Source organism: Peribacillus sp. B65, assembly GCF_058513295.1.
Genome location: NZ_CP195840.1, coordinates 2,951,702 through 2,964,950 on the forward strand (window position 1 = coordinate 2,951,702; position 13,249 = coordinate 2,964,950).

The 13,249-nt window shown below is 37.9% G+C and carries 14 protein-coding genes; 5 read left to right on the plus strand and 9 right to left on the minus strand.

The window, feature by feature from the left end:
- Positions 1-83 precede the first annotated feature (83 nt).
- Positions 84-758 (minus strand): FMN-dependent NADH-azoreductase, encoded by a 675-nt coding sequence (locus tag ACSR9O_RS14440; protein ID WP_286141462.1) that lies wholly within the window; start codon positions 756-758, stop codon positions 84-86.
- A 163-nt stretch (positions 759-921) separates the two neighbouring features.
- Positions 922-1,656, minus strand: a complete 735-nt coding sequence (locus ACSR9O_RS14445; RefSeq protein WP_491724585.1) for a YqcI/YcgG family protein — start codon at positions 1,654-1,656, stop codon at positions 922-924.
- Positions 1,657-1,869: 213 nt separating this feature from the next.
- Between ACSR9O_RS14445 and ACSR9O_RS14450 the strand changes: the two genes are divergently transcribed.
- Positions 1,870-2,124 carry an alpha/beta-type small acid-soluble spore protein gene (locus ACSR9O_RS14450; protein WP_101225403.1) on the plus strand — a complete coding sequence of 85 codons (255 nt, stop codon included), beginning with the start codon at positions 1,870-1,872 and terminating at the stop codon, positions 2,122-2,124.
- A 122-nt stretch (positions 2,125-2,246) separates the two neighbouring features.
- Here ACSR9O_RS14450 and ACSR9O_RS14455 read toward each other — a convergent pair whose 3' ends face one another.
- Positions 2,247-3,458, minus strand: a complete 1,212-nt coding sequence (locus ACSR9O_RS14455) for an iron-containing alcohol dehydrogenase (protein WP_230175893.1) — start codon at positions 3,456-3,458, stop codon at positions 2,247-2,249.
- A 125-nt stretch (positions 3,459-3,583) separates the two neighbouring features.
- Positions 3,584-4,471, minus strand: a complete 888-nt coding sequence (locus ACSR9O_RS14460) for a R2-like ligand-binding oxidase (protein WP_230175892.1) — start codon at positions 4,469-4,471, stop codon at positions 3,584-3,586.
- Positions 4,472-4,608: 137 nt separating this feature from the next.
- On the opposite strand from ACSR9O_RS14460, the gene ACSR9O_RS14465 reads away from it, so the two are divergent.
- Complete coding sequence (locus ACSR9O_RS14465) at positions 4,609-5,295, plus strand: response regulator transcription factor (protein ID WP_101225406.1); 687 nt, start codon at positions 4,609-4,611, stop codon at positions 5,293-5,295.
- 351 nt (positions 5,296-5,646) lie between these two features.
- Here the strand turns inward: ACSR9O_RS14465 and ACSR9O_RS14470 are convergent, their stop codons facing one another.
- Positions 5,647-6,735 carry a branched-chain amino acid aminotransferase gene (locus tag ACSR9O_RS14470; RefSeq protein ID WP_101225407.1) on the minus strand — a complete coding sequence of 363 codons (1,089 nt, stop codon included), beginning with the start codon at positions 6,733-6,735 and terminating at the stop codon, positions 5,647-5,649.
- A gap of 644 nt (positions 6,736-7,379) precedes the next feature.
- On the opposite strand from ACSR9O_RS14470, the gene ACSR9O_RS14475 reads away from it, so the two are divergent.
- On the plus strand, positions 7,380-8,648 hold the full coding sequence (locus ACSR9O_RS14475) for an L-lactate MFS transporter (RefSeq protein WP_230175891.1): 1,269 nt from the start codon (positions 7,380-7,382) through the stop codon (positions 8,646-8,648).
- Between the two features lie 25 nt (positions 8,649-8,673).
- On the opposite strand, the gene ACSR9O_RS14480 is transcribed toward ACSR9O_RS14475, so the two are convergent.
- Positions 8,674-8,844 carry a hypothetical protein gene (locus tag ACSR9O_RS14480; protein WP_260357752.1) on the minus strand — a complete coding sequence of 57 codons (171 nt, stop codon included), beginning with the start codon at positions 8,842-8,844 and terminating at the stop codon, positions 8,674-8,676.
- 306 nt (positions 8,845-9,150) lie between these two features.
- On the opposite strand from ACSR9O_RS14480, the gene ACSR9O_RS14485 reads away from it, so the two are divergent.
- Positions 9,151-10,218: an AI-2E family transporter gene (locus ACSR9O_RS14485; RefSeq protein ID WP_101225409.1), complete on the plus strand. Its 1,068-nt coding sequence runs from the start codon at positions 9,151-9,153 to the stop codon at positions 10,216-10,218.
- Positions 10,219-10,460: 242 nt separating this feature from the next.
- On the opposite strand, the gene ACSR9O_RS14490 is transcribed toward ACSR9O_RS14485, so the two are convergent.
- Positions 10,461-10,913, minus strand: a complete 453-nt coding sequence (locus tag ACSR9O_RS14490) for a YueI family protein (protein WP_230175890.1) — start codon at positions 10,911-10,913, stop codon at positions 10,461-10,463.
- A 220-nt stretch (positions 10,914-11,133) separates the two neighbouring features.
- Here ACSR9O_RS14490 and ACSR9O_RS14495 point away from each other — a divergent pair, with 220 nt between their 5' ends.
- Entirely contained in the window at positions 11,134-11,877 is a 744-nt protein-coding gene (locus tag ACSR9O_RS14495; protein ID WP_101225410.1) for a L,D-transpeptidase family protein, read from the plus strand.
- 400 nt (positions 11,878-12,277) lie between these two features.
- Here ACSR9O_RS14495 and ACSR9O_RS14500 read toward each other — a convergent pair whose 3' ends face one another.
- Positions 12,278-12,400: a hypothetical protein gene (locus ACSR9O_RS14500; protein WP_272492815.1), complete on the minus strand. Its 123-nt coding sequence runs from the start codon at positions 12,398-12,400 to the stop codon at positions 12,278-12,280.
- 110 nt (positions 12,401-12,510) lie between these two features.
- Complete coding sequence (locus ACSR9O_RS14505; protein WP_157831145.1) at positions 12,511-12,933, minus strand: nucleoside 2-deoxyribosyltransferase; 423 nt, start codon at positions 12,931-12,933, stop codon at positions 12,511-12,513.
- Positions 12,934-13,249: the final 316 nt, after the last annotated feature.

Genomic DNA, 13,249 nt, shown 5'->3' on the forward strand with positions numbered 1-13,249 from the left:
CCCTTTATTATAATCGACTTTCAGAAAAATCTGCATAGAAAAACCAGTATGCTAAAAATACATACTGGTTTTTCTTTTTACAATTAGAATTTTGCTGCAGTTTCAGCAACTTTCGCCAATCCTTCTGCAACGATATCCTGTGAGCGATCTGGATATTGATTATGTCCTTCGATTACAACTGTTTCTGGGTTTGTTATGCCCCATAAGTTTAAATTCATCGTTACGTATTTCTCTGCCATTTCGGCAGCATCCATTCCAGGCAATGCATAATCTGATCCGCGTGCGTTAAGTAAAGCCACTTTTTTACCACCAGCTAAACCGACTGGGCCTTCAGCTGTATATTTGAATGTTGTTCCAGCTTGAGCAAGATAAGAGATATAAGTTACCAATGGTGCCGGAACCGTTGCGTTCCATAGCGGGAAGGCAAATACCACTTTGTCGGCAGCAAGGAATTGATTCAAGTATTGTTGCACGATATCGGCAATCTCCACTTCTTCTTCAGTCAATTCCATGCCTTGGTTGCGTTTATATAGGGCAGTAATCGCTGTATTTCCGTAGTAAGGTAAGTTCAGTTTAAATAAATCCAATTCAGTTATTTCATCGTTACTATTTGCTTCCTTATATGTGTTCAAAAACGTTTCATACATTTTGACACTGATTGCTTGATCCGCTGGACGGTCATTTGATTTAACAAATAATACTTTAGACATTTTTGTTCCCCCAATTGTTATTATTGTATGTTTTTTTAAAAATAGCATTTAATCCATATATCTCGAATTAACTGCAATTGCTACTTTCACATTATAAATCTGAAAATCTTATAAGGCAAGAAATATGTTTTTTATTTTGCGAGCCTTTATTTTTTTATCCCGAGGCTTTATAAGCAGGACGTGAAAAAAACCGAGAGCAATTTGCCCTCGGTTAAGTTAACTCTTTATGATGGAAGGGGCACTTACCTTTTATCGGTTCTATATCATCCCCTATGAAAAATTGTTTCCATTCATTATGATTTACATCTCCAAAGTGACTGATATCTGGATGTTTAGGAAGGTTATCCCATTTCTCCACTCGTTCACGAACCTTTTCACGTGACATGATTCCCCCTTTTTCCGTTCCCTCCAAGCCTTCAAAGATCATCCGGGGTTGGAATCCAAGTACAAGGCTATTTCCTAAATCACGCGTTTTACGCTGTTTATAAGCAGGTGCATTACCAAAGACAAAGATTGGTTCCCCTGCAAAATGATAGTCCCATAAATAATGCTCGGGATCTTTCGGCTTTTCAATTGGCCAAGGCTTTTCATCCGCTTTATGTAAGTATTGCAGGATATCCCAAAACCTTTCACGGTAAAATTCTATATTACCCTCTATTGATTCAGGCTCCATAAAGACGAAAAGACCGTGCCTGATATATGGTGGTTCCTGAAATAAATCAAGAAAACTTTCCACTGCTTTTGGGAGATTGGACCAATCTTTCTGTGTGATATAAGCATACCGAAGTTCCCCTTTATTTTCAGCTTTCATACCAAAATAACAAGGAAAGGTTTTATCGGTCACTGTATTATGGAATGTTTGATATTCCTTAATTAGCCATTGCGGCACTCGATCGGGATTTGTCATATCTTCTTTTGTTAACAAACTTGAATTAGCAGTCAGCATCATTTTTCTCCTTAAATCGTTTTATTATATGTTACCCGCTTTAAATAAACTAAAACTTCTACGGACCTGTGCACCCTATATAATTACTTCTTTATTTAAGGGATTATGACTTCCTCCATGTTCATCGGAATTCAATTAAAAAACATTCGATCTGCATGTTAATCATTTTCTTTACATTAGGATAACCTAAGAAAAAAATAGGAGTGATGCTAAATGGCAAGGAGAAGGAAAATTCTAGTATCTGAAGCGAGAAAAGGACTCGATGATTTAAAAGCCAAAGTTGCTGGTACAAAGAATCCCGAAGAAGCAAAGTTTGAAGTGGCAAAGGAAATTGGCGTACCACTGAAAAAAGACTATAACGGTGAACTGACATCCAAGCAGAATGGAAAAATAGGCGGAAAATTAGGCGGAGGCATGGTCAAGGAACTTGTAAAGATGGCACAGGAAAACTTAGGGAAAAAACATTAACAAGATTCGATCCCGTTTGGTAGTGCTCCCCTTTAAAAGCTCATATATAGAAACTGGACTTAACACGTTGGATGGCATTAAACCATAAAAAAGCCAACCTTAACGGGCTGGCTTTTTTAAAATTAACTAATTCTCACGGGTGAAACTCTTGAAACTACTGACATTATTAATTCCTCCGACATCGGGTAATTAGTGGCAGCTGGATCCGTCCTTACTGCTTTAAGAATTCTTTCCATATCGGATTGGTTAATTTCATAGGCGCTGAAGTCAGAGGGCAGCCCAAGATCGGATAGGAAAACACGGAGCTTTTCCACCACTTTCGCTAAGGTTCTTTTTGAATCTTCATCATGGATTTTCACACTAAAGGCTTCGGCTATCAAATGGGCCTTTGGAAGATATAAATCCGGGGTTGATTCCATTACGACCGGTAATAACACAGCATTGGCCAATCCATGAGGAATACGGAATAACGCCCCATATGCGTGGGCAAAGTTATGAACCGGGATCGCATTCAATGCACTACAAAATGCAGTGATTCCCATCATGCTTCCATGAAGCATTTCCATTCTGGCCTCAATATTCGTTCCGTCCTTTACGGCCCCCTGTAAATTTCTATCAATAACTCGGATGGCCTGAAATGCATAAGCATCGGTTATTGATGTAGCCGCAGGTGAAACGATCGCTTCCATTGCATGTGTCAATGCATCTGCACCAGTAAACGCCGTAATGTCACTCGGCAGTCCGACTGTTAACTCAGGATCTAGAATGGCAACATCCGAACTTAAAAAAACATTGTATATATTCATTTTTACTTTTTTATGTTCGTTATATATGACTGCTATCGGAGATACTTCAGAACCGGTTCCTGCTGTTGTGGCTACGGAAATATGCGGGATATTCATGGATTGGGCTTTTGGAAAACCCTCATACAGATAGCCGCTTGGAATGGCATCTTTAATATCCGTAATTCCTTTGTATAATCCGAATTTCAATGCCTTTGCGGTATCAATGACACTCCCTCCACCGATGGCAAGTATGGCATCGGCATTCACTTCGCGTGCATATTTCAATGCTTCATTTACACATTCACTCGCTGCGTCTTGTGTAACACCCAGAAACTGTCCAACTATTTCAGCTCTGGCACCTAAATTCTCCTGATCAAAAGTTTCGGCAACTTTATTAACGACACCTGCATTTTCCAAGCCCGCATCACTTACGAGTAGAATCCTTTTGGCCCCGAGACCATTGAAAAGGTTTGGAATGAGTGAACGAGTGTTAGTGCCACTGTAAACCGAAGTCCTTAGCCAAAAATTCGATTGAGCGTTTACGTTCATACAGATCACCTCAGATATATTAGTCTATATTCTTAGATAAGGATTGTTTATACCCTGTCTCAAAGTTCCTGATGGCCATTCATTAACAAACATACTAAATAGTAAGCTTTTATCTTTTACCGGCTTTACAAAACCCCATATTCCTTTTCGTTACTTTGATAGATTTCTTCAATCCCCTTCCCTTTTGCCCTGGCTAAAATCTCCATCCGCACCGTCAATTGTTTCATGGTAAAATTCAATATAGCTTGTTGGTCATTGCCAAATGGATTTCCTAACTGATCATACCCCTCCGTATTTAACGCGATGGCCAGAGGAGAAAGTTGCTCCATTCTCTTTTCAACCTGTTTAAAGATATGTGGATGTTCACTGATGATACGTTGCAGCAGGAAGGTCCCATAAGCAATATGGCGCGATTCATCCTTCTTCAAAAGACCCACGCCTTTTAATAAACCAGGCATCATTTTATTAGCTTCAAGCGTCTGATAAAAACCGAAATATCCAGTTTCTGCAAGAACACCCTCGGTAAACATATTATAAACAGTGGCTGCTTCTGCCAATGCTTCAGGGGATTGGTCGGATAAAAGTTTCTCCATCGCTTCAGGCAATATTTCGTAAAAAATCGATTTATAAGTATCTGAATGATAAACTGTCAAATCACCCGTTTCACCAACCTGATCTAATGTATAACGAAAGAACTCCATATGCTTCGCTTCCTCGAACAGAAATGTCGTTAAGTACATTTCTTCTTCAATCCTGCCTTCTTTGGCTATCGTCATAATGAGAGGCAGCAAATCCAAAGTCACCGCTTCTTCCCCGCCCTGAAAAAGTGAAATGATCCGTAATAACACTTGCCTTTCAATATCAGTAAATGACTTCCAATCTTCTTTATCCTGGCTGAAATCAATGTCACGAGGATTCCATATACCGAATCTTTTGGCCTTTTGATAAAGTTTAAATGGCAGGGTATCTTCTCTAAAACTCCGGCTGGTGGTCGTTAAATTCTTTCTTTTCATGGTAATGCCTCCTTAAAATTAAGAACTTTAAACTTTTGTATCCAAGGATTTATTAAATTTGTAAGAGTTTTCATTATATTGTAAGATATTAGTAGCATTTATCCTAGCACTGAAAATGTAGGGAGGAATAAAGTCGAATGCTTGAGGAAACTATGATGAATCATGTAAAAAAGATTTCCCATCAAAAAGATATGGCAAATAAAGCACAAATGATCTTAAAGGGCTGTGTGGATTTTTTTTCATTTCAACGCGCTTCTTTATTCAGTTACTCATGTTTAACAGGAATGGGTGAAGGAATATGTGCATGTACGAGTGAAGATACCTTTTCATTACATAATGTTAAAGAAAATATTCATGATATATATCCCATCCACCAAGCAGTCATCCATAACAAACCCATATACTTAACCATCCAACATGCGAAATCCTCCATCCCTGCAAAATACGTTAAAAGGTTTTCCATCTCTTCATTGGCTATCATTCCGGTAATTGTGAATGACATGGCCATCGGTTTAGTGTTGGTTGATCCCATTCACGCTAACGAGCCTGTTACCAAGAATGATTTAATGAAGCTTTCCCATTATTTAAAATTAGCCGTAGGTTCGACATTGGATTCCGCCCCTCCCACTTACCTTCTAAGCAAACGTGAAGTGGAGGTCCTTCAATATTTAGCCAATGGATTGGGATTAAAGCAAATGGCACCAAAGATGAGCGTTAGTGAATTTACAGTCAGAGATCATATTTCTTCTGCTATCAGGAAATTGGGAGTGAATCACCGGACCGAGGCCGTCGCTGTTGCCATAAGACACAAAATGATTATGTGAAACAAAAAAAACCTTCAAAGAAGGTTTCAGACTGTAAACAAACTCTATAAAATCGAATTTTTTACGGTTTGTACAATTTGAACGTTGATTTCCTCTCCAGGCACTCACTTTTCCCGCAGGCGTCTCGTACCCTCCGTTCCAATCAACTTTGTTTTAACTTTTAAATAGAACCCTTTTGCCTAAAGTCTTCATTTGAGGTGATGAGGAGAGGATGCTTTCTAAAACATGATTCTATTCAGCGAAAACACGGAGGTCTCGTTGAGCCTCAACACTTAATTTTAGGCCAAAATTCAAAGGGAATTTCAAAAGGGGTTCGGAATTTTTAAATTCCGAACCCCTTTTGTTTAAGTCTCATTGAGTCACTTTTTCTTCTACTTTCGTAGTCCAATTCAACTCGTCTGCGACTTTACCTGTTTGGACACCTGTCAGTGTATCATAAAGCTTTCTGGAAAGTTCGCCAGTTTCCCCGCTTTGAACAATCATTTCTTCACCATTCCACAAAAATTCACCAATTGGTGATATGACCGCGGCTGTTCCCGTTCCAAAGGCCTCTTCCAAGTGACCTAATTTATGGGCTTCATGGACTTCCTCCATCGAAATGCGTCTTTCCGACACGGGAAGACCCCAATGTTTCAGCAATTCTATAATGGAATCACGAGTAATACCCGGAAGGATGCTTCCATTTAAAGCAGGGGTGATGATTTCACCATTAATTTTGAAGAAAACATTCATGCTTCCAACTTCTTCGATATACTTTTTCTCCACTCCGTCTAACCAAAGAACTTGGGCATAACCCATCTTTTCGGATACTTCCTGGGCTTTTAGGCTCGATGCATAATTACCGCCCGTTTTGGCTTCACCTGTACCTCCATTAACTGCACGTGTAAAAGCTGACTCCACTGCAATTTTAACTGGATGGATGCCTTCTTTATAATACGAACCTACTGGTGACATGATGATGATGAACTGATACTTATTCGATGGAGATACTCCAAGATAAGGCTCAGTAGCTATAATGAATGGCCTGATATATAAAGATGTCCCTTCTACCTGGGGAACCCAATCCTTATCAACGCTAATTAAAGTCTTTAAGGCCTTCAACGCGAAATCAACGTCGACATCCGGTATGCATAATCGGCTATTCGAACTATTTAAGCGTTGGAAATTCTTTTCCGGACGGAATAAGATAATTTCATCCTCTGGTGTTGCATATGCCTTCAATCCTTCAAAAACGGATTGACCATAGTGAAAAATCATAGCTGACGGCTCCAATGAGAGCGGTTGATAAGGAACAATTCTTGGATCATGCCACCCTTGCCCTTGTGTGTAATCCATAATAAACATATGATCGGTAAACTGCTTACCGAACTCAAGCTGGTCCGCTTGTGGTTTTTCTTTCTTTGTTGTACTAAGCGTGATTTGCATGTCATGTTCCTTCATTACCAAAACCCCTTGTTGATTAAATTTACAAGATTTCACTTCCATAAAATCTATCTTTAATTAGTTTACTCCTATAAGGAATCATAGTTCAAGCCTTTAAGACGAAATTTTCGGAATTTTTTAAAATAAATGGGTTTTTCTTTGATTTCCAGACTATGATTCCTGAAAAAAGAATCAATTATTCCTGAAACCACTAAAAATATCAATTCCGGGTGGTACGCTAAGATGTCTTGAATATTAGATTAATTTTATCAAAATAATCACTATAAAGCCAATGAGAATAATTCTGGTTCATCGCACCTTAAGAGTAAATTCAATCGTTTCCCTTTTTGTAACCAGGAAAATCGATAAATGAAAAGACTTTTGGCAGATTCGTGAATAAAACACCTAAGCTAATACCTGCAAACCTTATATGTATATTAAAATCCTTAGAATATATAACATTTTTAATCCGAATCCATAAAATGTTTTTTCCCAACTCTAAGCACAGAGGAAAATTTTACATGAAATTCAATTTAGTAGTTTACTACTAAATAATATTCTTATATACTTATCCCACAAGATAGATAAAACGCATGCAAAACGATATATTATAGATAAAACGCATGCAACTTTCTTATTTTTTAACGAAAAGGGGTAACAACATGACAAAAAACAGATGGTTAATCGCTTTATCCGCTATCGCCATTCACCTTTCCATTGGTGGTGCATACGCATATAGCGTTTACAAAAAACCATTAGTCGAGACTATGGGGTGGTCAGAAACTGAAGTAACGTTAGCATTCACAATAATGATGGCGCTTGCAGGAACTTCTGCTGCCTTCTTTGGCAAATTCGTAGAAAAAAATGGTCCAAGGAAGTCAGCTATGGTCGCTGCCGTATTATTCGGTTTAGGTCAAGCTGGTTCCGGTTTAGCAGTAATGGTTGATTCACTTCCGCTTTACCTAATGACATATGGGGTTTTAAGTGGACTTGGTATGGGGATTGGGTACATTTCACCAGTATCCACTTTAGTCAAATGGTTCCCAGATCGCAGGGGATTGGCAACAGGAATGGCCGTATTAGGTTTTGGTGCCGGAGCACTCATTACAGCCCCAGTAGCTGCAAGCCTTATGGAATCCGTTGGCATTTATACTACATATTATATTTTAGGCGCAGGCTATTTCATATTGATGTTCTTAGGAGCATCCTATATTGCACCTCCAAAGGCCAACTGGCTACCTGAAGGAATGAAGAAAGATATTGAGTCCGGTAAGAAAGAACTGAAGAAAGACCTAAGGCAATTAACTGCAAAAGAAGCGGTTAAAACTAAACACTTCTGGATGTTATGGTCCATGAAACTGATAAATACAAGTGCAGGGATCATGATGATTTCGGTAGCTTCACCTATGGCTCAAGACGTTGTTGGTCTGTCTGTAGCAGGTGCAGCAACATTAGTCGGTATTATGGGAATCTTTAATGGCGGAGGAAGACTTGGCTGGGCAGCAGCATCGGATTATATAGGACGTCCAAATGTTTTCGTCATTTTCTTCATCATTCAAATCGGAGCGTTCCTTTTACTTCCTACCACTACAAATACACTATTGTTCCAAGGACTCATCTTGCTGGTCGTGAGTTGTTATGGAGGAGGATTTTCAAATCTCCCAGCATTTGCCGGGGATTTATTTGGAACTAAGGAAATTGGGGCCATCCACGGTTACCTTTTAACTACATGGTCTCTAGGCGGGGTTTGCGGACCTATGTTAGTTACCGCAATCAGGGAAAGTACGAACAGTTACATCCCCGTATTCTATGTTTTCGCAGCATTAATTGCGATAGCATTTGCCATCTCCATCTGGTTGCGTCTGGACATTAAAAAAATGCAAACAGAACAGAAACAAGGAGTAACGAACACATTCAGTAAAATATCCTAATTTAAAACCTTGTAAAAAGGCATTATCAAGTAAAGTTCCATAACCGGAATTTACCTTTGATGATGCCTTTTTTGTTTTGGCCTAACCGGCGGCTGCTTTTAAAAAACTTTCGGATATCTTTCGGATCGATGTCTTTTTGGAACTTTTTACGATTTATCATCCCAGCAGGATTTCTTGCTGGTGCAGTTTTGCGCATTGCTTAAACTTAACCGCAGTAGTCTAGGGAAATGCATTCATTGGGCATATCGACTTATGATCGTGAGGACAGGTAAAAGTCAAAGTGACCAAATATTTTTTTAAAGTTGACTTTCATATTTCAGTGAAAGTCTGTTTTTGTTTGCTTGCCGCTATATTAACAGACTGTATTCCCATTTCCTTCTGGTCAGCTATATCGAAAAAAGTTGAATGATCATTTTACACCAAACAATTAGAACAAGTTATTTAGTTTAACATTAAGCTAAATCAGGGAATCAAGTAAGAGATGGAATTAGGGGGGATTGTCTTGTGGATCAATAAACCGTTTTTCAAATATGCATGCGCGATCATTTTGATTATTTTAATTATTTTTTTACTAGGTAAGATTGATTATGTTCTGCAGCCGCTACAAAAAATCATTGCTGCGATGTTTTTCCCTATTATTGTGGCTGGGCTTTTATACTATATATTACGTCCGGTCGTTAACTTTTTAACTGAATTTATCCCGAGGTCAGCTAGCATCTTTACCGTTTTTTTAATTATATTTAGTATGATTGGGATGGTAGGTTACTTTGGCAGTCCTGTAATCGTTGACCAATTTCAAAAGTTATCTGAAAACCTCCCCAGCAAAGTCAAGGCATTGTCTAAAGAATCTGAAGTCATGATTGAAAAAAATGATTTTGGCATGGTCAATATGGAAGAATTGAAAGAAAAAGCGGTCACACATTTGAAAGATTACTCCGAAAAACTCATAGTGAATGTCAATACCATTTTTTCCACGATCACTAGTGTTTTAACAGTATTGGTCATTACACCATTCATTTTATTCTATTTCTTGAAGGATGGAGATAAATTAAGACCATTTCTATTAAAATATATTCCGACCGATGTAGAATCAGAGGGAAACACGATTTTAAAAGACGTCGATAAAACCCTTTCAACTTATATTATCGGTCAATTCATCATATCAATCGTCATTGGAACTTTGATGTATATTGGCTACCTTATTATCGGTCTCGATTATGCACTTGTACTAGCCCTATTCGCCATGATTTTTACCGTTGTACCATTCCTTGGTCCATTAATAAGCATCATCCCTGCCCTCTTCATTGCCTTACAGCAAGACATTGGGCTGGCAGTGAAAGTACTCATTGTCCTTACCGTTGTTCAACAGGTCGAAGGGCACTTGGTTACACCGAATGTTATGGGAAAACGTCTTAACATTCACCCACTTACCATTATCTTATTGCTGCTTGCTGCAGGATCAATATACGGTTTCATTGGCATTTTAATCGCTATCCCCACGTATTCCGTAGTAAAAACAATCATAGGGAATTTCAGGAAGTTTTATAGCTTACGGAAAAGGGTTGCATAATCAGGAATGGTTGTCTACACAATTAATTAAAGACGCTTGAAAATAAAACAAAAATCATTCATCAACTTTTCAAACTGTAGACAAACTTTAGGATAAGAGAGTTTGCCTGCAGTTTTTTGTTTTTCAAAACGTTCCAGTTCATCCACATATAACGGTAAAAAACAAGAAGGATAACCTATTCTTGATTTTAAATCTCTTTCGTGCCTCTTTTTATAGACAAACTAAAAACGTTGATAATTCTATCAACGTTTGTTTAATAATTTTTTAACAAAGCGCTTGAAAAACGCTTTGAAGCTTTTCTTTTTGATGACTTGCTGGGCATGATATTTCTTCTCGATATGAATTTCCTCTTTGTTTATGGCATTATTTTCTGCCAATACCAGACCCAAATCGGAGTTGTGATCTTTGTTTAGGACAATTTTATAAGGAATATTATGACTCATTGCCAATTTTATATATTTCCCTAAATATTGATAGTCCATCTGACCATTTAAAAACAAATTTGAACGGGGATACTGCTTCATCATCTGCTCTATCTCCGGATATACATTCGTTTCAAAGACTTGGCTTTTTTTTAGTACGATGACGACGCGCTCCCGTAATGTGCCCAGAAATTCCCTTCGTTCACCAGGCTTTATTTCTTTTGGACCATGGATTCCTTGTTCTAGATAGTCCTCCACATTTAGGCGTGACAATTCTTTTCCACCTCCGCTTTCACTTCAATAATGTATGTAATATGGCCAAAAATAGTGCCCATCATTCTTTAGGTATGCAAACAATCAGAAAGTACTCTGGGTTTAAAATACCCATTGTTAGTTTACCCCCACTTTAAAAAATTGTCACTTTAGCCCCACTTCATGCATAGGATAGTATATGTGTAAAAGTAGGTTGCTTAAATGAGGGACGGGGAAAAACATGAGGAAATTAATTGTATTTATATTGATATTCGCCTTTACTTTTGTTGGGTTCAGTAATACTTCAGGTGCGGCAGCAAGACAACTGATTATCATCAATAAAGCCAATAATCAGCTTGCCTATTACGAAAATGATAAGTTGGTGAGGGTATTCATCGTGGCGACAGGAAAGAAAGCCTCCTACACTCCTGAAGGAAAGTTCAAGGTAGTGACAAAGATTGTGAATCGTCCCTATTATAAAGGCAACATTAGAGGCGGAGACCCAAAAAACCCTCTAGGTAAAAGATGGCTGGGGATCAATGCAAGGAACACACCAGGAAATACGTACGCAATACATGGCAATAATGATTCTACAACCATTGGGAAATATATAAGTGCCGGTTGTATTCGGATGTATAACAATGAAGTTCAGTGGCTGTACGATAGGGTGAGAATGAACACTGTAGTCTTGATTGCCAGTTCGAATAGATCATTTGCCACCATAGCTGCCACGAATGGATATAAAGTGAGCGGATCTGTGAGCCTACCTGTAAATACCAACTCTACCCTAAAAAAAGGAAGCAGTGGCCCCCAAGTAATTGAACTGCAAAAAAGATTAACTAAACTTGGATTCAGCACTAAAGGAGTGGATGGATCATTTGGAAAAAACACCGAAACAGCTGTGAAAAAATTCCAAAGCTCCAAAAAGCTTACTTCTGATGGAATCGTCGGACCAAAAACGAAAAAAGCGCTTGGACTTAAATAATTTTCATTGCCGATATCCACTTTTAGAGGATATCTTTTTTTGTGTTTTAACTTTCCAACCTATACATTATTACCCATATCGTCTTTAATTTCCCACCACCGGTTATTGACTTTATGTTATAATTTATACATCAACAGCTAATCATAATCGCACTGTCATTACATAAAAGGAGGTAATACAAATGTACGATGAAATTCTCGTAAATTCCATTAAAGCAATTTTTGTTATTGGCACCATCTCGATGTTTGTGATATTAGGATTCGTAAAAGGACGCCGGTTTTAACTTTATCCAATTCTTTAAAATATCCTCACTTGCCTGATTACTTGTATTTTTTTCATACCGGTACTCAGGTTATTTTTAGTCAGAAAAAAAGCATATCCTCTCTGGGCATGCTTTTCCTTACCAATTATCCGTTTTATCTAAAAGTTGATCGATGTCAAATGTATCAAGATGGAATGGAACTGACTCTTCTGCTATCGCTTCAGTGGCTAACAATAATTGGTCGATATCAATAATGGCCAAAACAGTCCTCTCCCTTTTTTAATGGTCTTTACCCTCATTTTTAATACTATAAACAATTCGTTCAAAAGAAATTTTATTAGAGGGTATCCTTAAAATTTTACATTTGACATTTATTTAAGATGCAGTGAATCTTGTTCAGATCCTTCCGGAGAAAGCGTATGTATCAATTTAACCAGCTTATAAAAGGTCCCGCTGCAGATTGTTACCTCGGGCAGATTATGAAATATTGATTTTTTATTAATATGATAATTGTCTTTCTCAGGCGAATACACAATTATTTTCTTATTTAAAGATAAAGCATAGCCAAGCTCATATAGATTACCTTTTCCTGCGGTTAGGAAGATCAGCATGAAATCGGCTTCCTCAATCCCCTTTTTCTCATATTCTCCAATGCCGTCCGTTATTTGGTTTTTCTCATCATTCGTAATTAAATTCAAGTCATTCACACATGTAAACCCTTTTGAAGTCAATTTCTTGATCAATGATTTGACTTGCTTCAAATTTTTTTCGTCTGATGCTATATAATATTTCACACATACACCTCCAAAATATATAACTATTGATACTTTTTACCTACGTTACCTATACTATACATATTCGTTATAAAGAACGCAATATCCTTTCCCCAAAATTAAAAAATAATTAAATCGAAATTTCAAGCGAAACAAAAAACCATCATTCCTCTACAGGTCATGATGGTTACAGACTGAAGACATCCCCTATGAAAATCGAGTTTGCCTACTGTTTTTTTAGGGGTTTGTGCAATTTAAACGTTAATTTCCTCTCCACCAGGCTCTCGCTTTTCCCGCAGGGGTCTCGCACACCCGCTCCAATCAACTTTGTTTAACT

Bases quoted from the DNA above. Each gene is read 5' to 3' on its own strand.
- ACSR9O_RS14440 (WP_286141462.1), bottom strand. From the start codon at position 758: ATGCTATTTTTAAAAAAACATACAATAATAACAATTGGGGGAACAAAA.
- ACSR9O_RS14455 (WP_230175893.1), bottom strand. From the start codon at position 3,458: ATGAACGTAAACGCTCAATCGAATTTTTGGCTAAGGACTTCGGTTTAC.
- ACSR9O_RS14460 (WP_230175892.1), bottom strand. From the start codon at position 4,471: ATGAAAAGAAAGAATTTAACGACCACCAGCCGGAGTTTTAGAGAAGAT.
- ACSR9O_RS14470 (WP_101225407.1), bottom strand. From the start codon at position 6,735: ATGAAGGAACATGACATGCAAATCACGCTTAGTACAACAAAGAAAGAA.
- ACSR9O_RS14475 (WP_230175891.1), top strand. From the start codon at position 7,380: ATGACAAAAAACAGATGGTTAATCGCTTTATCCGCTATCGCCATTCAC.
- ACSR9O_RS14450 (WP_101225403.1), top strand. From the start codon at position 1,870: ATGGCAAGGAGAAGGAAAATTCTAGTATCTGAAGCGAGAAAAGGACTC.
- ACSR9O_RS14465 (WP_101225406.1), top strand. From the start codon at position 4,609: ATGCTTGAGGAAACTATGATGAATCATGTAAAAAAGATTTCCCATCAA.
- ACSR9O_RS14495 (WP_101225410.1), top strand. From the start codon at position 11,134: ATGAGGAAATTAATTGTATTTATATTGATATTCGCCTTTACTTTTGTT.
- ACSR9O_RS14480 (WP_260357752.1), bottom strand. From the start codon at position 8,844: ATGCGCAAAACTGCACCAGCAAGAAATCCTGCTGGGATGATAAATCGT.
- ACSR9O_RS14445 (WP_491724585.1), bottom strand. From the start codon at position 1,656: ATGCTGACTGCTAATTCAAGTTTGTTAACAAAAGAAGATATGACAAAT.